25 protein-coding genes and 1 pseudogene are annotated in these 22393 nt (G+C 66.0%); 15 read left to right on the forward strand and 11 right to left on the reverse strand.

From position 1 onward, the window contains the following. Positions 1-54: 54 nt before the first annotated feature. Positions 55-621 (forward strand): hypothetical protein, encoded by a 567-nt coding sequence (locus NOV65_RS12975; protein WP_257306889.1) that lies wholly within the window; start codon positions 55-57, stop codon positions 619-621. Positions 622-637: 16 nt separating this feature from the next. Here NOV65_RS12975 and NOV65_RS12980 read toward each other — a convergent pair whose 3' ends face one another. Then, positions 638-1066 (reverse strand): CBS domain-containing protein, encoded by a 429-nt coding sequence (locus NOV65_RS12980; protein ID WP_257306890.1) that lies wholly within the window; start codon positions 1064-1066, stop codon positions 638-640. Between the two features lie 215 nt (positions 1067-1281). Between NOV65_RS12980 and NOV65_RS12985 the strand changes: the two genes are divergently transcribed. From NOV65_RS12985 to argF, 3 genes are all read left to right on the forward strand, one after another. After that, positions 1282-2823, forward strand: coding sequence for an acyl-CoA carboxylase subunit beta (locus tag NOV65_RS12985; RefSeq protein WP_257306891.1), 1542 nt, complete (start codon positions 1282-1284; stop codon positions 2821-2823). 10 nt (positions 2824-2833) lie between these two features. Next, a complete protein-coding gene (locus NOV65_RS12990) occupies positions 2834-3160 on the forward strand; it encodes an acetyl-CoA carboxylase biotin carboxyl carrier protein subunit (protein ID WP_257306892.1) in 327 nt (108 codons plus the stop codon). 85 nt (positions 3161-3245) lie between these two features. After that, positions 3246-4238, forward strand: a complete 993-nt coding sequence (gene argF / locus NOV65_RS12995) for an ornithine carbamoyltransferase (protein ID WP_257306893.1) — start codon at positions 3246-3248, stop codon at positions 4236-4238. Between the two features lie 38 nt (positions 4239-4276). Here argF and NOV65_RS13000 read toward each other — a convergent pair whose 3' ends face one another. After that, a complete protein-coding gene (locus NOV65_RS13000; RefSeq protein ID WP_257306894.1) occupies positions 4277-5404 on the reverse strand; it encodes a Kelch repeat-containing protein in 1128 nt (375 codons plus the stop codon). Positions 5405-5507: 103 nt separating this feature from the next. Here NOV65_RS13000 and NOV65_RS13005 point away from each other — a divergent pair. The 3 genes and pseudogenes from NOV65_RS13005 to NOV65_RS13015 all read left to right on the forward strand — a co-directional run. Then, a pseudogene (locus NOV65_RS13005) lies at positions 5508-5729 on the forward strand (ornithine carbamoyltransferase); the annotation flags it as partial. Positions 5730-5824: 95 nt separating this feature from the next. Next, positions 5825-6322 (forward strand): hypothetical protein, encoded by a 498-nt coding sequence (locus tag NOV65_RS13010; RefSeq protein WP_257306896.1) that lies wholly within the window; start codon positions 5825-5827, stop codon positions 6320-6322. A 56-nt stretch (positions 6323-6378) separates the two neighbouring features. Continuing rightward, positions 6379-6792, forward strand: coding sequence for a nuclear transport factor 2 family protein (locus tag NOV65_RS13015; RefSeq protein ID WP_257306897.1), 414 nt, complete (start codon positions 6379-6381; stop codon positions 6790-6792). A gap of 11 nt (positions 6793-6803) precedes the next feature. On the opposite strand, the gene NOV65_RS13020 is transcribed toward NOV65_RS13015, so the two are convergent. From NOV65_RS13020 to NOV65_RS13035, 4 genes are all read right to left on the reverse strand, one after another. Beyond that, on the reverse strand, positions 6804-8147 hold the full coding sequence (locus NOV65_RS13020; protein ID WP_257306898.1) for a metallophosphoesterase: 1344 nt from the start codon (positions 8145-8147) through the stop codon (positions 6804-6806). Between the two features lie 69 nt (positions 8148-8216). After that, the gene (gene nuoF / locus NOV65_RS13025) at positions 8217-9587 is read right to left on the reverse strand and encodes an NADH-quinone oxidoreductase subunit NuoF (RefSeq protein WP_257306899.1); all 1371 of its coding nucleotides are present in this window, start codon (positions 9585-9587) and stop codon (positions 8217-8219) included. Between the two features lie 9 nt (positions 9588-9596). Further along, positions 9597-10172 (reverse strand): NADH-quinone oxidoreductase subunit NuoE family protein, encoded by a 576-nt coding sequence (locus NOV65_RS13030; RefSeq protein ID WP_257306900.1) that lies wholly within the window; start codon positions 10170-10172, stop codon positions 9597-9599. A 93-nt stretch (positions 10173-10265) separates the two neighbouring features. After that, entirely contained in the window at positions 10266-10859 is a 594-nt protein-coding gene (locus NOV65_RS13035) for a YceI family protein (RefSeq protein ID WP_257306901.1), read from the reverse strand. Positions 10860-10972: 113 nt separating this feature from the next. On the opposite strand from NOV65_RS13035, the gene NOV65_RS13040 reads away from it, so the two are divergent. Continuing rightward, positions 10973-11461 carry a MarR family winged helix-turn-helix transcriptional regulator gene (locus tag NOV65_RS13040; protein ID WP_257306902.1) on the forward strand — a complete coding sequence of 163 codons (489 nt, stop codon included), beginning with the start codon at positions 10973-10975 and terminating at the stop codon, positions 11459-11461. 147 nt (positions 11462-11608) lie between these two features. Here NOV65_RS13040 and nuoD read toward each other — a convergent pair whose 3' ends face one another. The 4 genes from nuoD to NOV65_RS13060 are packed head-to-tail and all read right to left on the reverse strand — an operon-like array spanning position 11609 to position 14335. Further along, complete coding sequence (nuoD, locus tag NOV65_RS13045) at positions 11609-12763, reverse strand: NADH dehydrogenase (quinone) subunit D (protein WP_425250860.1); 1155 nt, start codon at positions 12761-12763, stop codon at positions 11609-11611. 55 nt (positions 12764-12818) lie between these two features. Next, on the reverse strand, positions 12819-13331 hold the full coding sequence (locus NOV65_RS13050) for an NADH-quinone oxidoreductase subunit C (protein ID WP_257306904.1): 513 nt from the start codon (positions 13329-13331) through the stop codon (positions 12819-12821). Between the two features lie 12 nt (positions 13332-13343). Continuing rightward, entirely contained in the window at positions 13344-13952 is a 609-nt protein-coding gene (locus tag NOV65_RS13055; RefSeq protein ID WP_257306905.1) for an NADH-quinone oxidoreductase subunit B, read from the reverse strand. A 2-nt stretch (positions 13953-13954) separates the two neighbouring features. Then, positions 13955-14335, reverse strand: a complete 381-nt coding sequence (locus NOV65_RS13060; protein WP_257306906.1) for an NADH-quinone oxidoreductase subunit A — start codon at positions 14333-14335, stop codon at positions 13955-13957. A 139-nt stretch (positions 14336-14474) separates the two neighbouring features. On the opposite strand from NOV65_RS13060, the gene NOV65_RS13065 reads away from it, so the two are divergent. The 6 genes from NOV65_RS13065 (at position 14475) to NOV65_RS13090 (ending at position 19299) form a co-directional block, all read left to right on the forward strand. Beyond that, on the forward strand, positions 14475-14732 hold the full coding sequence (locus NOV65_RS13065; protein ID WP_257306907.1) for a phosphopantetheine-binding protein: 258 nt from the start codon (positions 14475-14477) through the stop codon (positions 14730-14732). 12 nt (positions 14733-14744) lie between these two features. Continuing rightward, positions 14745-15152 carry a 3-hydroxyacyl-ACP dehydratase FabZ gene (gene fabZ / locus NOV65_RS13070; RefSeq protein WP_257306908.1) on the forward strand — a complete coding sequence of 136 codons (408 nt, stop codon included), beginning with the start codon at positions 14745-14747 and terminating at the stop codon, positions 15150-15152. Next, the gene (locus NOV65_RS13075; protein ID WP_257306909.1) at positions 15149-16327 is read left to right on the forward strand and encodes a beta-ketoacyl-[acyl-carrier-protein] synthase family protein; all 1179 of its coding nucleotides are present in this window, start codon (positions 15149-15151) and stop codon (positions 16325-16327) included. Before fabZ ends, NOV65_RS13075 begins: the two co-directional genes overlap by 4 nt. Beyond that, positions 16324-17406, forward strand: a complete 1083-nt coding sequence (locus NOV65_RS13080; protein WP_257306910.1) for a beta-ketoacyl synthase N-terminal-like domain-containing protein — start codon at positions 16324-16326, stop codon at positions 17404-17406. Before NOV65_RS13075 ends, NOV65_RS13080 begins: the two co-directional genes overlap by 4 nt. Further along, a complete protein-coding gene (locus tag NOV65_RS13085) occupies positions 17403-17921 on the forward strand; it encodes an SPOR domain-containing protein (RefSeq protein ID WP_257306911.1) in 519 nt (172 codons plus the stop codon). Before NOV65_RS13080 ends, NOV65_RS13085 begins: the two co-directional genes overlap by 4 nt. A gap of 172 nt (positions 17922-18093) precedes the next feature. Then, entirely contained in the window at positions 18094-19299 is a 1206-nt protein-coding gene (locus NOV65_RS13090; RefSeq protein WP_257306912.1) for a rhomboid family intramembrane serine protease, read from the forward strand. 20 nt (positions 19300-19319) lie between these two features. Here NOV65_RS13090 and NOV65_RS13095 read toward each other — a convergent pair whose 3' ends face one another. Then, positions 19320-20783: an NFACT RNA binding domain-containing protein gene (locus tag NOV65_RS13095; protein ID WP_257306913.1), complete on the reverse strand. Its 1464-nt coding sequence runs from the start codon at positions 20781-20783 to the stop codon at positions 19320-19322. 139 nt (positions 20784-20922) lie between these two features. On the opposite strand from NOV65_RS13095, the gene NOV65_RS13100 reads away from it, so the two are divergent. After that, positions 20923-22380 (forward strand): GGDEF domain-containing response regulator, encoded by a 1458-nt coding sequence (locus tag NOV65_RS13100; RefSeq protein ID WP_257306914.1) that lies wholly within the window; start codon positions 20923-20925, stop codon positions 22378-22380. The last annotated feature ends 13 nt before the right edge of the window (positions 22381-22393 follow it).

Below are 22393 nucleotides of genomic sequence, written 5' to 3' on the forward strand. Positions count from 1 at the left end.
CGGCATCCAATGGAGATGATCGGCATCCGCCAGCGACGAGCGACAAGGGATCCCATGACTTCCAAGCCTGAGAAAGCCCCCAAGAAGGAAAAGGCGAAGAAGCAGACGCCGGAGCAACGCCTGGAAGCCATGCGCTACAACCGCATGATGTACGGGCCGACGGCGAAGGAAATGCAACCCGCCGCCAAGAAGGTCAACTACGGCGTCGCCTACCTGAACCATCCGAAGTTCCAGAGCCTGATGACCGCCTTCAAGAAAGGCACGGCCTTCAAGTTCGAAGTCACGGACAAGGCGAAGACCTACACCATCGCCACGGACGGATCCGACATCCTGTTCAACGGGAAGACCATCTTCTATTCCCGCCCCATGAACAAGTACGAGGATCATCTGCTGCTGGACCGGGTCTCCATGACCCAGTACCAGACCACCGATGCCCTCATCCACCTGGCCTTCGCCGTGCTCCGCAGCATTCCGGAACTCGCCGGGCATTCCCTGGTGTACATGCAGCACCAGTTCTATTACGGCGCCGAGCCGCTGGAAGATGGCGTGGCCAAGCTGGGGCCCAATCTCCTGATCGGCTCGTACCGGCACAGCAAGGTCCCGGAAAAGACCCGGAGCTAGGCAGCCGCGGGCCTGATCAGTTCTGGATGTAATGCACCAGCTGGTCGATGGTGAACTTCTGATCGGAGATGGTCTCCTTCACCAGGTCGCCGATGGAGAGGATGCCCAGCACCTCGTTGTCCTCTCCCAGCACGGGGAGGTGGCGGATGTGCTTGCCCGTCATGAGGGCCATGCATTCCTCCACGGTCTCGCCCAGGGTCACGCAGCTCACCCGGTCGCTCATGATCTCCCGCACGAGGGTGTCCCTCGAGGACTTGCCCTTGAGGATGATCTTCCGCGCATAGTCCCGCTCCGAGAAGATCCCCACCAGGCGGCCCCCCTCCAATACCAGCAGGGCTCCGATGTCGTGCTGGGCCAGCAGGGCCAGGGCCGTGAGCACCGTGTCGTCGGGCCCCACCGACACCACCGGCGGCTTGCCTTGGATCAACTGGGCGAGTGGTCGCATGCGTGCCTCCCGGGCTTCGGCTGGATGAGTGGCGGTGCGCTTCGTGGCCATGACTATACGGCCAAGGGGGGCCCGGGGGGATCCCCTGGTCTCCAGAATCCGTGATCCATGCCGCAGAATTCCCCTGGCATGGTCATTTATGATGCATGGGTCAGCTTTTTGAGAACCTGCCCAACCCCGGATTCCAGGCCCGGAACCCTTCGAAGGATCCCCCGATGTCCCTGCCCAGGAAACTCAAGGATCACGCCGCCCGGCATGCCGAGGCCACCGAGCCCCGCCCCGAGGCGGCCCGGAAACAGGCGGCCCAGGGGAAGCTCCTGGCCCGGGAGCGCATCACGGCCATCCTCGATCCATTCTCCTTCCACGAGTACGACCTCTTCGTGGAGCACAAGTGCTCCGATTTCGGCATGGCCAAGAAGCAGCTGCCGGGAGATGGGGTCATCACCGGCACAGGGACGATCCTGGGCCATCCCGTGGCCATCTACGCCCAGGACTTCACCGTGGCCGGCGGATCCCTGGGGCTGGCCCACGCCCGCAAGATCACCAAGATCATGGACCACGCCATCAAGCTGGGCATCCCCCTGATCGGCATCAACGACTCCGGCGGAGCACGCATCCAGGAGGGGGTGAACTCCCTCGCGGGCTACGGCGAGATCTTCTACCGCAACACCCTGGCCTCCGGAGTGATCCCCCAGATCTCGATCATCCTAGGCCCCTGCGCGGGCGGCGCAGTCTACTCGCCGGCCCTCACGGACTTCGTCTTCGTCGTGGACCAGATCTCCAAGATGTTCATCACGGGACCCGAGGTCATCAAGACGGTCCTGGGGGAGGAAATCTCCATGGAGGACCTGGGCGGGGCCCGGGTGCAGTCGGAGATCTCGGGCAACGCCCACTTCTACGCCGAGAGCGAGGCCGAGTGCTTCGAGCAGGTGAAACGCCTGGTCACCTTCATCCCGTGGAACAACCGGAAGAAGGCCGATCCCTTCGGGGCCAAGGCGCCGGATGCCGCCCTCGACCTCGAGCGCATCATCCCCTCCGAAGCCCACCGGCCCTACGACGTGCGCGATGTCATGCGCGCGGTCTGCGACGGCTCCGACTTCATGGAGGTCCAGGAGCTGTGGGCCGCCAACATCGTGGTCGGCTTCGCCCGCATGGACGGCCGTACCGTGGGCATGGTGGCCAACCAGCCCATGGTGCTGGCCGGTGTGCTGGACGTGGACAGTTCCGACAAGGCCGCCCGCTTCATCCGCTTCTGCGATGCCTTCCAGATCCCCCTGGTCACCTTCGTGGACCTGCCGGGTTACCTTCCGGGCGTGGATCAGGAACACGCGGGCGTCATCCGCCACGGCGCCAAGCTGCTCTATGCGTACAGCGAGGCCACGGTCCCCAAGATCACCGTGATCCTCCGCAAGGCCTACGGCGGAGGCTACATCGCCATGTGCTCACGACACCTGGGGGCCGACTTCGTCTTCGCCTGGCCCTGCGCCGAGATCGCCGTCATGGGCCCCGAAGGCGCCGCCAACATCATCTTCAAGGGCGAGATCGCCACCGCGGCCGACCCCGAGGCCTTCCGCAAGGAGAAGGTCCGCGAATACACCGAGAAGTTCGCCAGCCCCTACGTGGCTGCCGCCAACGGCCATGTGGACGCGGTCATCGCCCCCCGGCAGACCCGGGACTTCCTCCTCCACGCCCTGGAGATCTCCGAGCAGAAGGCCGAGCAGCGACCCGCCCGGAAGCACGGCGTGCCCCCCTTCTGAGCGAGCTCCCATGACCATCCGGCAGACCTTCCTCCTGAACGACACGGCTTACGAGACCACCCTCACTCGCAAATACGCCCTCCGGAAGCCCTACGCGCCGAAGGATCCCGGGCGCGTGGCGGCCATCATCCCGGGCCTGATCCTCGAGGTGCTCGTGAAGCCCGGGGACCGGGTGCGGCGGGGCCAGAGCCTTCTCGTCCTGGAAGCCATGAAGATGCAGAACCATCTGGCCGCCCCCCTGGATGGCACCGTCCAGGAGGTGGCCCCCGTTCCCGGTGACACCGTGGCCAAGGGGCAGCTCCTGGTGGTGCTCCGCCGCGATCCTGACACTGTGTAAACCCCTCTCCGGCCCCTCCCCTTCCGGACCGCAGTCACCGTGTCGAACGGCTACCCTGGGGCCAGGATTCGCATTGGAGGAACCCATGGCCGTCAATCTCAAGGGACGCAGCTTTCTCACGCTGATGGACTTCACGCCCCTGGAGGTGCGCTACCTCCTGGACCTGTCAAAGGACCTGAAGGCCAAGAAGCGCATGGGTGTGTTCAACTACCTGCTCAAAGGCAAGAACATCGTGCTGCTCTTCGAGAAGACCAGCACCCGTACCCGCTGCGCCTTCGAGGTCGGCGCCCTGGAAGAAGGCGCGCACGTGACCTTCCTGGATTCCGCCAGCTCCCAGGTGGGCAAGAAGGAATCCATCGAGGACAGCGCCAAGGTGCTGGGCCGCTTCTACGACGGCATCGAGTACCGCGGCTACAAGCAAGAGGTCGTCGAGGCCCTGGCCCAGCACAGCGGCGTGCCCGTGTGGAACGGCCTCACGGACACCGACCACCCCACCCAGATCCTGGCGGACTTCCTCACCATCGAGGAGCACGTGGCCAAACCCCTGCACAAGGTGAAGCTCGTCTTCTGCGGCGACATCCGCAACAACATGAGCTACGCCCTGATGTACGGTGCCGCCAAGACCGGCATGCACATGGTCGCCCTGGGCCCCAAGGAACTGGCCCCCGATCCCGCCGTGCTGGCCGCCGCCCACAAGGCTGCCGAGGAGACCGGCGCCACCATCGAGGTTACCGATGACGTCGCCGCCGCCGTGAAGGGCGCCGACGTACTCTACACCGATGTCTGGGCCAGCATGGGCGAAGAGGACCAGATCCCCCAGCGCGTGAAGCTGCTCACCCCGTTCAAGGTCACCATGGAGATGATCCAGAAGACCGGCAACCCCGACGTGAAGTTCCTCCACTGCCTGCCCGCCTTCCACGACTTCGAGACCAAGCTGGCCAAGGAGCAGAAGGCCCTCGGCCACGACATCCGCGAGGTCACCGACGAGGTCTTCCGGTCCCGCCACAGCGTCGTCTTCGACGAAGCCGAGAACCGCATGCACACCATCAAGGCGGTGATGGTGGCCACCATCGGGTGAAGTAAAAGACCCAAACTAGGTGTTGGCCTTTATCGCAGCTATGGCTTGATCCATTCCATTTCGGAGAGGGGTAATCCATCAGATCCATTCCCACCTATCACGAGCACGGTCACATCGTCCAGGTTCATTGCAACGTGCCCCATGCGAGGATGACTCAATCTGAAGGTGGCGGGTTTGAAGCGATTTTCCATCTCCACAAAATGCTCTCCATTGGCGTAACAAGCGCCGGGATTTGCCGGGTTGTATCCTCCGATCACCAGAGCACCCCCAGGCCAGGGCACCCATGCTGAATAGCTCCTTGTTTCCAGTGCCGGAACGAGTGGGCCACAGGTCAAGGTGACTGGATCCAGGACGACCCCACCGAAGGCATCTGCAAGGAAAACCTTGCCACTCGGAAGATCCAGGAAGGAAGCAAGGACCATGTAATTCGGCAGAAGTTTCGAAAGCAGTCGATACTTCCCACTCACCGGATCATAGACTTCCACATCCAGCATACTGGCAGTAGTGCTCCAATCTATACCTCCTGCCACCAGCACCTCGCCAGACGCCAGCAGACAAGCCGCGTGCTCTGTCCGGGGTTGGGTCATGCCGCTGGCTATCTGGAACAGGCCTGTGCCGGGGTCGTATATCTCCGTGGCACTCCAGACTTGATCTGGAGTCGGCCCATCTCCACCCGTGATGAGTACACGCCCGTCTTTCATCAGGGTGGCCGTGTGGGAATGCCGGGGAAAGTTCAAGGAACCGGTAGGCTGAAACCGTCCTGTGGCGGGGTCAAATAATTCAGCCCCATCCAGAGCGATCGGGTTGCCCGTACCAGGCGAGCCTCCCGTCACCAATACCCTGCCGTCTGGAAGAAGAGTCGCCGTGTGCCATTTGCGGGGTTGTGCCATAGAACCGGTCAAGAAGGCGCTGCCGGTCCCTGGATCAACAATCTCCACACTGCTTAAACATGTACTCACCCCGCCAGAGGTGTTCGTGGCACCGCCCACCACGAGGATTCGCCCGTCTTTGAGGCGCGTTGCGGAAGGAAAGATTCGGGGGATTTTCAAGGAGTGGCCGAGCGGACCGTTCGTTCGCGATCCCCCGCCACAATTGATCAAAATCGAAAATCCCAAGCAAACAATCAACAAGGGAATACACACCCGCCATCGCTTGTGGATGTTCATCCCACACTCCTGAAGATGAAGCTCTTCTCTTCATAAATCGTGAGCGATGGCCAGTAGTTGGCCTAGGTAATTCGCCTTGATTTTATACCTACTGGGCACCAGGGATGTGATTTCGAAGTCAGACAGCCCCGATATGAAGTTCCTCCACGGCCTGCCCGCCTTCCACGACTTCGAGGCCAAGCTGGCCAAGGAGCAGAAGGCCCTGGGCCATGACATCCGGGAGGCCACGGATGAGGTCTTCCGCAGCCGCCACAGCGTCGTCTCCGACGAAGCCGAGAATCGCATGCACGCCATCAAGGCGGTGATGGTGGCCACCATCGGCTAGGGCCGCAGGCCCCATGCGCGGAAATGGTCCCGCCTGGGGCCATTTCCGTGCATGAAAGTGCTATGGTTGGGACCACCCACCCCAACGGAGGCACCATGCGCATGGCCCGACTGTTCGTCGTTCCCGTACTCGCGGCTCTGTCCCTGGCGGCCCAGGAGCCTTCGCTCTCCGGCACCTGGACCCAGACCAAGGCCGACGATATCGCCGCCGCCATCAACAGCACCGTGGCCGGCATGAACTTCATCAAGCGTCCCATCGCCCGGGGGCGCCTCACCAAGGTGAATCCCGCCTACAAGAAGGTGATGATCGCCGTCTCCGGCAAGGAGGTAGTGGTGAAGCTCGATGAGCGCGCGCCCATCCACATGCCCCCTGGCGGCAAGGCCGCGCCCTGGACCCGCGAGGATGGTGACAAATTCATGGTGGCCGCCCAGGTGACCAGGGATCAGATGATCCAGACCTTCAAGAACGACGAGGGCGAGCGCACCAACGTCTTCCACATGAGTCCTGACGGCAAGACCCTCACCATGACCGCCACCGTGAAGAGCCCCAAGCTCCCCAAGCCGCTGACCTACTCCATCACCTTCGGGCGCTAGGAAACCGAGCCCGTGAGCCGCCTGGCTCGCGGGCTTGATTTCATGCGGAGCGAATCATGAAGCTCGCAGCCCGGCTCACCGCCCTCCCCGTGATCGCGATCCTGGCCGCGTGCCAGCGTTCGCCACTGTCCCTTCCTGCGCCCAGCGATGCGAATGCCAAGGTTGTCGTCGCCTTCCTCACAGCCTACGGCAGACGAGACCTGGACGTGATGATGCGGTACCTGGATGAGGATGCGGTCTTCCGCGGTTCAGGCGCGCCCCTGCCCAAGCCGAAGATCCGGGACTTCTTCCAGGCCACCTTCCGGAAGTACCCGAACCTGCAGGTCGAGGTCGACTCCTTGAAGGTCGTCCAGGGGGCCATCCATGCCAGCGTCAAAGTCCAGACGGATGTCATCTGGGCGGACACCTGGATCTTCGAGATGAAGAACCACAAGATCCACGCCTACTCGCTCGCCTCGGGGAAACGCTAGCTGGCCCCGGATCACTTGGTCATTGTGATGGCATCCAGCTCGCGCCCCTCGGCGTCGAGCTGGCGCAGCTTCAGTTTCTTTGCTTCCACATCCAGCACCGTGAAGGAATGCTTGTCGGACACGAAGGCGCGGGTCCAGGGCTGCCAACTGGCCTTGGCGTCGGTCTGCCAGGGGTCGTAGAGCTCGGCGCCACCGGCACCCGTCACGATGTAGATGATGCCCTTGGCGCGGGTGGCGGTCCTGCCGTCGAAGGTTTCGTCCACGGAGAAGGTGCCCTCGACGGGTTTGCCGCGGGGCCCCACCTTGGCGGGCTTGAAACGCAGGGGTGCCGTGCGCTGGTAGTTGTGGACGTGGCCAGCCAGCACCAGATCCACGCCGTACTGTTCGAGAAGCGGGCTGATGGGGCGCATCCACTGGTCGTCCAGGTGGCTGCGCGAACTCTGGAACAGGGGGTGATGCAGGGCCACGATGCGCCAGGCGGCACCCTGGGCGGCCTTCAGATCCGCCTCCAGCCAGGCTTTCAGGACAGGGCTCTCCCAGTCTGTGTAGACGTTGGAATCCAGTACCGTCCAGTGGACCTTGCCGTAGTTGAAGCTGTAGCTGGCCATGCGCGGAAAGGCCGGGCCCGCGGCTGCCACCATCGCATCATGGATGCCCCCTGTCACAGGCGCGGCATTCAGCGCCCCGGCCTTCAGGGCGGGACCATTCAGGGGCAGGGACCAGTAGGCGAAATAGGCGGAGGCATCGGTCCACTTGGCGAAGGGGATGTCATGGTTGCCGGGCACGCCGAGGAAAGGCACCCGGCGCAGGAGGGGCGCCTCTTCGGCGTTGTAGATCGGGAAGAAGTACTGCCGGTACTCGGCGGCGCGGCCTCGGCCGTATACCAGGTCTCCGGTGATGAAGACGGCGTCGGGTTTCTGCGCCGCCACGGCCTTCGCGACGGATGCCTGCTCCTTCGATCCATCGGCCGCATCGCCGAAGACGATCATCCGGTGGGTTCCCGCCTTGCGCGCCTGCGCTTCAGCCTCGAAGACCACCGCCCCATCCCGCTTCACGCGGTAGGGGACGCATGCGCCAGGCGTCAGGTTCCGCAGGATGGCGCGATAGATGCGATGCCCGGGAAGAGGCGGCGCATCCAGGCGCCGGAATGAGGGCGCGGCCTGCGCAGTCCAACCGCGACCCTGCTTCACCTCCACACTCCACACGGCGTCCCGGTCCTCCGCATGCCACATCAAATCCAGGCGCTCCCTGACAGCCACCTTCGGCGCATCACCCAGCTGGAGGTAGGGCTTCACCAGGAAGGCGTCCTGGGCCTGCAGGAACACCGTGAGAAGAACGAGCAGCAGGGTTCGCATGAAGCATTATCCCTGTCTTCAGAAACGGGCGCCCAAGGCGCCCGCTTCTGAAGATAGGAGCGGCAAAACCTAGTGCGCCCCCACCGTGGAAAGCAGCCGCGACCCCGTGGCGTAGCAGGTCTTGTGGGTGATGTGATGCTCGAACTCGTGGCGGAACTTCTGGAGCGCCGAATCCATGGGACCGCAGGCGGCGTCGCCCAGGGGACAGAGGGTCCTCAGGCCGATCCGGGGCGTGAGGCTGGCCAGCAGGTCCAGGTCCTCCATGCGGCCCTGGCCGTGTTCGATGCGGTAGAGGACCATCTCCATCCAGTTGCAGCCTTCACGGCAGGGCGTGCACTGGCCGCAGCTCTCGTGGGCGTAGAAGCGGATGAGGCGGAGCGTAGCCTGCACCATGCAGGTGTCCTCGTCCATGCAGATGAGGCCGCCGGAGCCGGCCATGGAGCCGCGGGCCTTCACGGTGTCGAAGTCCAGGGGGCAGTCGAAGTCCTTCTCGTCGAACATGGGGGCGCTGGCGCCGCCGGGGATGATCGCCTTGATCTTCCTGCCGGTGCTGGAACCGCCTGCCAGCTCGTTCACCACGAAATCCATGGGCGTGCCCAGGGGCAGCTCGAAGAGGCCGGGGCGCTTCACGTGGCCGCTGACGCCGAAGATGCGGGTGCCCGTGTTCTTGGGGGTGCCCAGCTTGGCGTACTCGGCGCCGCCCATGCGGAGGATGGGGGGCACGGCGGCCAGGGTCTCCACGTTGTTCACGGTGGTGGGCTGGCCGAAGGCGCCCTTGGCCGCCGGGAAGGGCGGCTTCACGCGGGGCTCACCGCGGCGGCCTTCCAGCGAGTTCAGCAGGGCCGTCTCCTCGCCGCAGATGTAGGCGCCGGCGCCGCGGTAGACGAGGATGTCGTAATCCCAGCCGGTGCCCATGATGTTCTTGCCGAGGTAGCCGGCGTCGCGGGCCTGCTGGAGGGCGGCTTCGAGCTTCTCGATGAGCCAGAGGAACTCGCCGCGGATGTAGACGAAGCCGAGCTTGCACTGCATGGCCCAGCCGCCGATGATCATGCCCTCGATGAGCTGGTGCGGGTTGTACTCGAGGATGGCGCGATCCTTGAAGGTGCCGGGCTCGCCCTCGTCGCCGTTGCAGACCAGGTAGCGAGTGAACTTGCGCTCAGGCGTGTCCTTGGGCATGAACGACCACTTCAGGCCGCAGGGGAAGCCCGCTCCGCCACGACCGCGGATGCCGGAGGCCTTCATCTCCTCGACCACGGCCACGGGTTCCAGCTTCAGCGCGGCCTTCATGGCCACGTAGCCCTCGTGCCTCTGCTCATAGACCTTGAGGTGCCAGTTGTCCAGATCCCCCGCGCCGCGGAGCATCAGGTTCGGGTACTTGTCCGTGCCGAAACCGGGGAAGGTGTAGATCTGGGGATCGGGCTTGGTGCGGATGGCGGCCATTGATTCCCCCTACTTCGCCCAGGGGCGGTAGTCACCCCGCTTGCAGGCTTCCATGACTTCGATGAGCTTCTGCTCATCCACGAACTCGTCGTAGACATCGTGATTCACCTGCACGCAGGGACCGCTGCCGCAGCCGGCGAGGCACTCCACTTCCTCCACACTCCACAGGCCGTCGGCGCTGGGGCCCTGCCCCGGTTTCACGCCGGTCTTCTCGCAGACCTTCTCCAGCAGCTGGGCGGCGCCACGCAGGGCGCAGCTGATGTTGGTGCAGACCGAGAAATGGAATTTCCCGACCGGGGCTTTCTGGTACATCGTGTAGAACGTGGCGACGCCGAAGACATGGCCCTCGGGGATGCCGATGGCCTTCGCCACAGCCTTCATGGCCGACAGGCTCACGAAGCCGAACTCGCGCTGGGCGATGTGCAGGGCCGGCAGCGTGGCCGCGAGCTTGTCGGGGAATTTGGCCATGATGGCCTGGATCTCAGCCAGGGCCTCGGGGCTGAATTCCTTTCGCTCGGATTCCGGAAGCCGCAGGCCCGGGGCCATGGGCTCGTTCGCGGTGTCGGGAGGCAGGGGATGATTCATGGGCGCGCTCGCATGAACGGCCAGTTTAGCCCGAAACGGAAAGGGGGCACCCGGCCAAAGCGGGTGCCCCCCATCACGAACAGGACGATCTGCTTACTTCTTGGCGGCCGGGGTGACCTTGCCGGCCTCGGCATTCAGGCTGACGGCCACGGTCTCGCCGATGACACCGGGGAAGGTCTTGATGCCGTACTCATTGCGGTTGAGGCTGAGGGCGCCGTCAATAAAGCCCGCGATCACGGTGCCGGGCGCCATGCCGGGCTGGGTCCCCGCGTTGGTGATGGGGAAGGTGATCCGCTTCGTCACGCCGTGCAGGGTGAAGTCACCGGTGATCTCCAGCTTGCCCTTGGCCACTTCCTTCACGGCCGTGCTCTTGAAGGTGATGACGGGGAACTTCGCCACGTCGAAGAAATCGGGGGACTTCAGGTGCTTGTCCCGGGCCTCGTTGTCGGTGGTGAGGCTGGTGGCGTCGATGGTGACGTCCACGCTGGACTTGCTCATGTCGGCGGTGTCGACCTTGATGAGCCCCTCGAACTTCGTGAAGCGGCCGCTCACCTTGGCCAGCAGGTGGCTGACCTTGAAGCTCACCTCGCTGTGGACGGGATCGATCTTGTAGGTGTCCTCACCGGCCAGGGCAGGAACCGTCGCCAGGGCGAGGGTGGCGAGCAGAACGCGGAAGGGGTGTCGCATGAAGCCTCCAGGGAATAGGTGTTTCACCATGCATTTCATCGTAGGCCCCTTTTAAGAAGTTGCAACACCTTTTTTGAAAAATCTGTCAATCTTGGATCTGCAGGAGCAGGGCCATGCACATCCAGGAAGAACTCCAGATCACCAAGCCGCTCGAGCCGGGTCACGAAGTGGCCCTGGCGCTCCTCTTGACCCGGGAATACGTGGCCCGTCTCTTCGACCAGGCCCTCTACGAACCGGAGGATCTCTCCGACCAGCAGTTCAACGTGCTGCGCATCCTCAAGGGCGGCGGGAAGGATGGCTATCTGGTGAAGGAGATCCGCTGCCGGATGATCTACCGCTTCGCCGACGTGCCCCGCCTCGTGAACCGCCTGGAGGCCCGGGGCCTGGTGAAGCGCTGCGAGAACCCGGCCGACCGGCGGGGCAGCCGGGTGCAGATCACGGCCAAGGGCCTGGCCCTCGAGGCCCGGATGCATGATTGCCATCAGGCCCTCAGCCGACAGGTGGACCGTTGCCTCAGCGCGGAGGAACGCGATCAGCTTCTGGCCATGCTGGAGCGCCTGCGGGACGACTATCGGACCCAGCTGGAGGCCTTGGGGAAGTAGCCAGCGGATGCGGCCTTAGCGGTCCAGCTCACCCTCAATAATTCTCACTCGGCGCCTCACGCCTCGCCCTTCGGGCGGTGCCTGCGGCACCGTGGGACTCGTTGTGCTCGTCCTCATGGCGCCTGCGCCGCTGCAGGTTGTGGTTGCTTAGCGGTCCAGTTCGCCGGCGATGATATTCATAGCCCCGAGCACCGCGACGGCGTCAGCGATCAGGCCGCCTTTCACCTGGTCGTGGAAGCTGCTGAAGATGGGGAGGCAGGGGGGACGGACCCGGATGCGATAGGGGTTCTTGCCGCCATCGCTCACGATGTAGAAGCCCAGTTCGCCGTTGGCGGCCTCGGTGGCGCTGTAGACCTCGCCCACGGGCATCTCCATGCCGTGCATGATGAGCTTGAAGTGGTGGATGAGGCTTTCCATCCGCGTGTAGACCTTCTCTTTGGGGGGCAGGGCGATCTTGGGATCATCCACGTTGACGGGGCCCGGCTCGAGGCGGTCCAGCACCTGGCGGATGATGCGCAGGCTCTGGCGCATCTCCTCCATGCGGACCAGGTAGCGGTCGAACACATCACCCGTGGTGCCCACGGGGATGTCGAAGTCGTAGGTCTCGTAGCCCAGGTAGGGCTGGGCCTTGCGGAGATCCTGGGGCACGCCCGCGGCGCGGAGGCAGGGGCCGGTGTAGCCCCAGTTCACGGCGTCCTCGGGGCTGATGGCGCCGATGCCCTTGGTGCGGTCATGCCAGATGGGGTTGTGGGTGAGCAGGCGCTCGCACTCGTCCACGGAGGCCGCACACTCCACCAGGAAGCGCTCGCAAAGGGGCACGAAGCCCTCGGGGATGTCCCGGAAGAGGCCGCCGATGCGGGTGAAGCTGGTGTGCAGGCGCTGGCCGGCCGCCATCTCGAAGAGGTCGTAGACCGTCTCGCGCTGGCGGAAGAGGTAGAGGAAGGCGGTGAAGGCACCGATGTCCACGGCGTTCACGCCCACGCACACGATGTGGTCCGCGATGCGGGCCAGCTCGGAGACGAGCACCCGGATCTGCTGCGCCCGCTTGGGGATCTGGATGCCCAGCAGCTTCTCCACGGCGCAGGTGTAGCCCACGTTGTTCATGATGGAGCTGCAGTAGTTCAGGCGGTCCGTGAGGGGGATGAACTGCTGGTAGCTGAGGCTCTCGCCCAGCTTCTCCACGCCCCGGTGGAGGTAGCCCATCTCCGGGGTGGCCTTCAGGATGGTCTCGCCCTCGAGCTCGAGGATGATGCGCAAGGTGCCGTGGGTGGTGGGATGCGAGGGCCCCATGTTGACAATCATGTGATCGCCGTCGAGCTGCTGCCGGGAAAGGGCGATGGAATCCATGGTCATGTCCTCAACCCCGTTCGCCGTTGTTGTAGGGGGCGGTGCAGCCTTCCATGCAGAAGGGATCCCCGCCATCCAGGGGGAAATCCTTGCGCAGGGCGTGGCCCGGGAAGTCGTCCCAGGTGAGCAGGCGCTTCATGTTCGGGTGGCCCTCGAAGCGGATGCCGAAGAGGTCGAAGACTTCCCGCTCGAACCAATTGGCGGTCTTGAACAGGCCCGCCAGGGTGGGCACGGTCTCGCCGTCGGCCACGGCCACCTTCACCCGCAGGCGCTCCTGGCTGGCCAGATTCAGCCAGTGGTAGACCACGTCGAACCTCCCAGCGGCGGCGGCGCCTTCGGCATTCGGCCGCTCAGGCCAATCCACCGCCGTGATGTCCACCAGGAGCTGGAAGCCTTCGCGGTAGAGGAGGTCCACCAGCGCGAGGAGGTTCGCCTTCGCCACCACGATGGTCTGGTCGCCCCGGAAATCGTGGCGGTCCGTGACGGCGCCCGGCAGCTGTGCGTCGATGTGCTCGATGATCATGGTCCGCCCCGCCTAGAAGATGGTGCCCGCGCCGCGCTCGGCGGCATCCATCAGCATGTTGCGGATGGTCTGCTGGCCCGTGAGGCCCTGTTCCGCCTGGATGGCATCCTGCCGGGCCAGGCTCTCGTAGAACCGCGCGATGTGCTCCTTGCGCATGGAGAGCGATTCCTTCTCGATCTTCTCCTGCAGCTTCATCACGCCGTAGATCATGCTCTCGGGCCGGGGCGGACAGCCGGGGACGTAGACGTCCACGGGGATCACCCGGTCCACGCCCTGGAGGGTCGCGTAGGTCCGGTACATGCCCCCGGAGGAGGCGCAGACGCCCACGGAGATCACCCACTTGGGCTCGGCCATCTGCGCATAGATGGTGCGCAGGATGGGGGCCATCTTGTTGGTGACGGTGCCCAGCACCAGCATCATGTCGCTCTGGCGGGGGCTGAAGCGCATGGCCTCGGCGCCGAACCGGCTCATGTCGTACTTGGACGCCATCATGCTCATGAACTCGATGGCGCAGCAGGCCGTGCCGAAGGGCAGCGGCCAGAGGCTGTTCTTGCGGCCCCAGTTGACCACCGCGTCCAGGCGGGTGGTCACCACCGCGTCGTTGATGTTCATCTCGGCCATGATCAGTGCTCCCACTCGAAGGCGCCCTTGCCCCAGGCGTAGATGAAGCCCACGAGCAGGGTGGCCATGAAGCTCAACATGGCGGCGAAGGTCCAGAGGGCATGCTTGAAGTTCACCGCCCAGGGCAGCAGGAAGGCGGCTTCCACGTCGAACAGGATGAACAGCATGGCCGTGAGATAGAACTTCACGGAATACTTGTGCCGGGCGCCTTCCTGCAGGGGCGGCACGCCGCATTCGTAGGGCCGGAGCTTGGCTTCCTGCGGGTTGTTGGGCTTCAGCAGGGGCAGCACCTTGCCCGACAGCACGAGGATGGCGATGGCCGTCACGGCGGCGATCAGCAGCAGGATCAGGATCGGCAGGAAAGGCGATGCGGGATGGGCCATGGCGCTCTCGGGCGGAGGGTTCCGCGAGGATCCAGCTTAGCGCCCTTTGCAGATCCCGAAACCGTGCCAATATCACAACCCCACCGGGGTCTCCGGTTAGGGATAGAATCAATCTCCCCACCCTTCTGCCGGGATTGTCATGAGCGATTTGAAGCTGCGCGTCAAAGAGATGATCATCGAGCGCCTCAAGCTCGAAGGCATGACCCCCGACCAGATCGAAGACCAGGCCCCCCTCTTCGGGGATGGGTTGGGGCTCGATTCCATCGATGCCCTCGAACTGGTGCTGGGCATCGAACAGGTGTTCGGCGTGAAGATCGAGGACGAGGCCGCGGGCCTGAAGGCCTTCAAGTCCGTCCAGGCCCTCACGGATTTCATCGCCGAACATACCAAGGGCTGATCCCGAGGCCCCATGACCGATATCCCGGCCCACCTGCCGCACCGCTACCCGTTCCTCCTGGTAGACCGGGTGCTGGAGCGGGAACCGGGCGTGCGCGTGGTGGCGGAGAAGCTCGTCACGAACGGCGAGCCCTACCTCCAGGGCCATTTCGAAGGCCGCCCCCTGGTGCCTGGCGTGCTGCTGCTGGAGATGCTCGCCCAGGCCGGCGGCTTCCTGGAAGCCGGAACCCTCCACGACGCCGCCATCTTCCTGGCCGGCGTCAAGGATGCCCGGTTCCGGGCCCCGGCCTTCCCCGGCGACCGGCTGCGGCTGGAGGTGACCTCCGAGGGGGCCTTCGCCGGGTTGATGAAGCTGAAGGGCGCCGTGACCTGCGAAGATCGCGAGCTCTGCACCGCCACCCTGCTGGTGAAGCGCCTATGAACCGCGTCGTCGTGTCGGGCCTTGGCATCGTGAGCTCACTGGCCCTTAGCCGCGAGGGTACCTGGGCCGCCATGCTCGAGGGGCGCGATGGCCTGGGCCCCCTCACCCGGCTGGATCTGCCTGCGGAGCCCGCCCAGATCGCGGGCCAAGTGCCCCTCGGCCCACGGCGGCATCAGACCCTCTGCGAGCGCATGGCCCTCCTGGCCCTGGAGGAGGCGCTGGACGGCTTCCACCCGGACGGCGACCCGGCTCGCATCGGGATCTTCCAGGGCGCGGGCACCAGTGGTCTGCCCGTGGCAGAGGCCTACCTGCAGGACCGTCTGGCCGGGCGGCGGGGCCGGGCGGTGGAACCCGCCTACCAGAGCCCCTGCACCGTCACCGATGCCCTGGCCCGCCGCCTGGGTGCCGAGGGTCCCCGGGGCACCATCATGAACGCCTGCTCCTCCAGCCTCCTGGCCCTGGGCCAGGCCTGGGAACGCCTCGCCGCCGGGGAACTGGATCTGGCCGTGGCCGGGGGCGCCGAAGGCCTGTGCCGCACCACCTACGCCGGCTTCTCCTGCCTGAAGGCGGTGGACCCCCGGAAGTGCCGCCCCTTCAGCCGGGACCGGGCGGGCCTCAACCTGGGCGAGGGTGCCGTCCAGCTCCTCCTCGAACCCCTGGACCGGGCCCTCGCCCGGGGCGCTACGATCTACGGCGAGGTGCTGGGCTACGGCGCGAGCATGGATGCCCACCACCCCACGGCCCCCCACCCCGAAGGCGAAGGGGCCGCCCGGGCCATGGCCATGGCCCTGCGCACGGGACGGACGGCCGCCGCGGAGGTGGATCTCGTCTCCGCCCACGGCACCGCCACCCCCGCCAACGACGGGGCCGAATGCCTGGCCATCCGCGGAGCTCTCGGGCCGGCGGCCGACGCGGTCTCCGTCACCAGCACCAAGAGCCAGTTCGGCCACACCCTGGGCGCTGCCGGAGCCTTCGGAGCCGCGGCCACCCTCCTGGCCCTGCGGGATCAGACGGTGAGTCCCACGCTGCGCCTGGAGGAGGCCGATCCGGTCTGTGACCTGGACTGCACACCCCTGGTGGCCCGGCAGCGGCGAATCCGCGCCGCCTTGGTGAATGCCTTCGCCTTTGGCGGCAACAACGTGTCGTTGGCCCTCCGCCGCTGGGAGGGCGCATGAGTGGCGCCCTCGTCATCACCGGCCTCGGCCTGGTGCTGCCCTGCGGAGATGGCCTGGAGGCGGCTCGCGCCAGCCTCGCCTCGGGCACGCCCTGTTTCGCGGAGCTGCCCGAAACGTTGGGGCGCGGCCGCGGCGCCGCCTGCGCATCATTCAACCCCGTGGGCATCATCCCGCCCATGCAGCTGCGCCGCCTGGACCGGGCCTCCCGGTTCGCCTGGGTCGCGGCCCACCAGGCCTTCCGGGACGCGGACCTCGACCCGACCTCCATGGGCGCCCGCATCGCCGTGGCCGTGGGCACCATGAGCGGCGGCAGCGAGGCCAGCGAAGCCTTCATGCGGCCCTACCTCCAACGGGGCCCGGAAGGGGCCTCCCCGCTGATCTTCCCCAACACCGTGGCCAACGCGGCCAGTGGCCACCTGGCCCTGGCCTTCGGTCTCAAGGGCCCCAGCGCCACTTTTGTCGACCGGGAGAACGCCACCTTCGCAGCCCTCGACCAGGCGGTCCACTGGCTGCACGCCGGTCTGGCGGACGCCACCCTCGTCCTCGGCGCGGATGGACTCTTCCCCCTGCTCTCGGACATTTGCGCCGGGACCCGTCTGCTCGCTCGCCACCAGGATCCGGAAGTGGGCTCCGGCCGGGGTTTCCTGCTGGGCGAAGGGGCCCAGGCCTTCCTGCTGGAGACCTCCGCCCACGCCCAGGCGCGCGGCGTCCGGCCCCGGGCGAGTCTGCACTCCCTGGCCGAACGCTCCGCACCGGACCCTGGCAAGGAGGGGCGATCCAGGGCCATGGCCCGGGTCGCGGAGCAGGTGCTCGACGGGAACCAACCCACCCGCTGGATCGGTGGCGGCAACGGCCTGGATCGCCTTGACGCCCTGGAGGCCCGCCTGGCGGCGTCCCAGCCGGACTGGCCCATCCCCTGCTTCCCCAAAACCCTCTGGGGTGAATTCGGCGGTTCGGGCGGCCAGCTGCTGGCGGCGGCCCTGCTGGAACCCTCCGACCGGACCCTCGTCACCGCCCCTGCCAGTTCCGGAGCCCAGTTCGCGGCCCTTCTCGACAGCGTTAGGCTGGAACGGTCATGACCCATCGCGACCAGATCAGCATCGGCAGCCAGTCCATCCTCTGGGTGGCGGGTGTGGGCGTGGGCCTGGTGACCCTGGCGTTCGTCCTCGGGGTCCAGGTGGGCAAGCAGGGCGCCGCCCTGCGCCGGCCCGCCCAGCGGGGCGTCGAGGAGGAACTGAAGGATCTGCCCGAGCCCCTCCTGGACCAGCTCAAGATCTTCGAAGGCGAAGGCCCGGACAAGCTCGTGACCACACCGAGGGTGGACGCCACGGCCCCCAAAGCGGAACCGAAGGGGGAGGTCGCACCCGCCGAAAGCGGCGTCTGGACCCTCCAACTGGTCGCCACCTCCGATGCGGGCGAGGCCAAGCGCGTAGCCGACAAGGCCAAGGCCGCGGGCTTCCCCACCACCACCCTGAAGGAAAAGGGCCAACTGAAGGTGCGCCTCGCGAAGTCTGCGGATCGCGCGGCCATCGACAAGACCGCCGAGAAGTTGAAGAAGGCCGGGTTCAAGCCCTTCGCGGTGAAGGTGGACTAGGAGCGGAGAGGCCCGCGCACCGCTGTACCGTCCCTGGCCGGTGGTGTTTCTACCTCTGTCCAAGGCCCTATCGACTCCCCTTCTCCAGCGCTACCCTTTCCCCACCATCCCCGCCCCCTCTGATCTCTCGGCGCAGCGAGGCTCTGCCTAGCCCTTTCTCCCCAGGCCATCGATGGACATCCCCTACTACCCGGCCAAATGCCTTGCGTGCGGACACCCTCTTCCGGCCCATGGAGCCGTCTGCGATGCCTGCGGGCATGCGCCCTTGAAGAGTGAGGAATCCACTCCGGGCGAAGAGCCGCTCCAGACGTTCATCGAGACCCGGGAGGGCCCGCCCACGACCGCTTGGGTCACGGTGACTCTGCTGGGGCTCAATGTCGCCTTGTTCATCGGCATGGCCGCCACCGGGGCCGGCATCCTGTCACCGGGTATCCAAGACCTTACGGCCTGGGGGGCCAATGTCGGCCCGCTCACCGCCGGAGGACAGTGGTGGCGGCTGCTCACCTCGATGTTCCTCCACATCGGGATCATCCACCTGGTGTTCAACATGGTCGTGCTGTTCGGCATCGGCTGCCTCGTGGAACGGCTGGTGGGCAACGCCGGGTTCGCACTGGTCTATCTGCTGGCGGGACTCTGCGGAAGCCTCGCTTCGATCGCATGGGATCCCGATGTGGTCTCAGCGGGTGCCTCCGGGGCGATCTTCGGCCTCTATGGCGTCCTCCTTGGGTTCCTGTTGCGGGACCGGCAGTCCATCCCAAAGGAGGTCCTGAAGCACACCGCGAAGAACGCGCTGATCTTCCTCGGCTACAACCTCGTGTTTGGATTGGCCAAGGCCGGAATCGATGTGGCAGCCCACCTGGGCGGCCTTCTGGGAGGCTTTATCTGCGGCTATGCCATCGCCCTCCCCCCCACGGCCGAAGGCGCCTCGCGTCGAACCCGGACGAACCTCCTGGTCTTGGCTGGGGGTGCGGTCGGGTTGATCGTTCTGGTCCTCGCGCTTCCGAAGGACAGGGGGATTGCTAGCCAAGTAGCTCAGGCCGAGAAGATCGAGAAGCTGGCCCTCAGTCAGTTAGAGGAGGCTGCGACCAAGGTCCGTTCAGGAACCCTGAGCGATATCGGTTTTGCCGACGCCATCGAAGGCGAGGTCATCCCCACGCTTCACCAGTTTCGATCCCGGCTGGAGGTGCTGGCAAAGAACCCGAAAGTCCGGGCCGGATGGATCGAGTCTGTCGAGCGCTATTCGGACAGGCGGGAGGAACTGTTCCATCAGATCGCCCAGGCTCTACGGACGGGAAATGAGGAAAATGCAGACAGAGCCTTGAGTCAGCTTTCCGCCGCATCAAACCAGCTGCAATCCGACCTGAAACCTCCCGAATAGAAGAGCGGCTTCTTGACGAATCACGGCTTCGGGTAGACGCGGATGCCAATCCACTTTTTTAGGATCACCTTGCCCGGGGCGAAGCCGCGGGGCTTGCTGATATCGGCGATGCGGGCGAGGTGGACCTCCACCTTGCCGCCATCCCGGGCCTTGCTGTGGTAGGCCGCCAGCTCGGCAGCGCGCTCCAGCACGTGGCGCGGCAGCTCGCTGAGCTTGTCGGGATTGCGGATCACCACGTGGCTGCCGGGCACACTGGCCACGTGCAGCCAGAAGTCCGTGTTGTCGGCCACCTTGAAGGTGAGCTGGTCGTTCTCTGCGTCGCCCTTGCCGATGAGCACCTCGAAGCCGTCCACCATGACGCTCCGGAAGGCCACGCCCTTGCCATCCTTCCGCTTACCTTCTGCCTGCATCCGCTTCGTCCCCTTGTCCTTCGCCGGGCCCTTGCCCTTGGCCGCGCCCTTGCCAATGGTTTGTCTCGCGGGTGGGGGTTCCAGCGCAAGGCCCCCGCCTTCGGCCTCCAGCCGCTTCACCCAGGCGGCCCGCTCACGGCCGAGTTCGGCTTCCAGCTCGGCCACCCGTGCGAGGCCCCGCTCCGCCTTCTTGGCCACGGCGAACCAGGCCTGGACGGCGGTTTCCGCCTGGGTTCCTTCAGGAAGCTCGATGCGCGTGCCGTCCAGCAGCACCGCTTCCCGCGTGACGCCCTTCAATCGGTAGAGTTCCGCCGACAGGCGCTGGGCCTGGAGCTTCAAGGGCAGCACCCCCAGATGCTTCGCCCGGTCCCGGGCCAGGGCCTGGGCCAGGCGTTCCATGCGGGCGGCCTCGGCCTGTCGTCTGCGTTCCACCGCTGCCCGGGCAGGCTCGAGGACGAGGGCCTCGGCTCGGGCCTCGGACCAGGCGCGGTGCCGATCCAGCAGACCGCCCTCACCCTCGAGCACCTCGGGGATCTCCCCCGCCAGGGCGCGCTCGAGGTCGGAGCCCCAGCGCTCCCGCCAGCGGCGGAGGGGGGGCGGGTCTTCCTGCGGCTCCGGGGCCGCCGCCGGAAACGGGGCCCCCAATCCCAGGCGGGGCACCAGCACGTCCAGGCCATCCACCCGGATGCCGGCCCGGCCGGGAATGGCCTGGAAGGCCAGGCGCAGGGTCTCCAGGCGGCCGGTGATGGCCCGTCGCTGGAACAGAAGGCCCAACCAGCGTTCCCGGGGATCTCCTTCGACGGCCTTCAGGCGGGCCCCCGAAAGCACGGGGCCCCACAGCTTCCCGCTGTCCCGGGGGGTTTCCGCCTGGAGGCGCAGCCAGGCCGGGTGGTTGGCGTCCAGCAGCCACAGTTCGGGCCGCGGCTGCAGCAGCAATACCCAGCCCTCGGCGGCCTTCCGCCCGGCCCAGCGCAGGCCCAGGGCCCGACCCGAGGCCCAGACGGACTCCAGGGGGAGTTCCCCGCGCTCGCGGAGCCAGGCCCGTCCCAGGGCTAGAATCAGGGGAGCATCCACGAACTCACCTTTCTCTGTTCTTTCCACCCGACGATGGCCATGATGGGGCAGCCTCCCTGCCCCAGCATCCCATGCCCGGCCCGGGGATGGCCCGGACCGCCATTCACCGCCGGAACTCCTTTCACTGATACTGGACCCCATGACGATTGCCGCCCCCAAGGCCTCCAAGACCCTCCAGGTCCTACTGGTGGACGACAACCCTATCCAATTGAGCCTCCTGCACCACCTCTTCCAGCGCCATGGGCACACCACTCTGGAAGCCAAGAACGGCGCCGAAGCCCTCATCGTCCTCGCCACCGAATGCCCGGATGTGGTGGTCAGCGACTGCGTCATGCCCCTCCTGGACGGCTATCAGCTCTGCCGCCTCCTCAAGGACGATCGGGCCACGCGCAACCTGCCGGTGCTCCTGCTGACCGCCCAAGGCGTGGGCCTGGCGCGCTTCTGGGCCAAGACCTGCGGGGCGGACCGCTTCCTGGTGAAGGGGCGGGACCTGGACCATGTGGTGGAGGCAGCCACCTCCCTCGTGGAGCAGACGGACCGAGTGCGCCCGCTTCCCGGCACCCCCAGACTGGCCCAGGAGAATTTCGGAGTGGACGCCATCCAGCGCCGTCTGGCCCAGGCCCTGGAGCAGCGGGTGGTGGAGACCGCGCTGCGCGATTCCATTTCCCGGCTCTACACCGTCGAACACGACACGCTGCGGCTCATCCGGGGCTTCATCGAGATCCTGCAGGAACTCGTGCTGCCCGGCGCCCTCCTGGTGGCCTACATGGGCGAGGAGGGGACTGTCTGCCACGGCGTCCACGGGACTTCCTCCAGCGATGAGGACCGGAGGGCCCTGGAGACCGCCGCGCTCCAGCTCGCCCCCATCGGTGTTCCGGCAGAGTGCCACTGGCATCCCGTCGATGATGGCGATGAGCGCCGCCGCGCCCTGCGGGATCCCATCCTGCGGGTCCTGCCCGCCCTCATGCCTGGCTACCCCGCCGTGGGCGCCCTGGGGTTCTTCGCCGAGCGTCGTTCGGTCGAGGAGTACGAGCGGCTGTTCGAGATCGCCAACGAGGAACTGGGCCGCCTCCTCACCCTGGAGGACTCCCGCCTGCGCCTGTACCACCAGGCCATCCGCGACCCCCTGACGGGCCTGTTCAACCGGCGCCACATCCTCGACATGCTGAAGATCGAGGTGGACCAGTGCGGACGCTTCGGCCAGAACCTGTCCCTGATGCTCATCGACCTCGATCACTTCAAGGCGGTGAATGACCGCTTCGGCCACGCCACCGGCGATCAGGTGCTCAGCGTCATGGCGCAGCGCATGTCCTTCGGGCTGCGGAAGGTGGACCAGCTGGGCCGCATCGGCGGCGAGGAATTCCTGGCCTATGGACCCCAGACGGACATGGAGGGCATCCGGGCGCTGGCAGAGCGGCTCCGCGAGCACGTCACCCTGGAACCCCTGCCGGGCCTCCCCCAGAACGACCGGGTGACCTTGAGCGTCGGCCTCGCCACCTGGGAAGGCACCAGCGACACGTTGGAACGGATGCTGGCCCGGGCGGACAAGGCCCTCTACCAGGCCAAGGCCGCGGGCCGGGACCGCGTCATCGGCTGATTCCCGGGCAGCC

The sequence above is a fragment of the Geothrix campi genome, assembly GCF_024609265.1.
GTDB classification, from domain to species: domain Bacteria; phylum Acidobacteriota; class Holophagae; order Holophagales; family Holophagaceae; genus Geothrix; species Geothrix campi.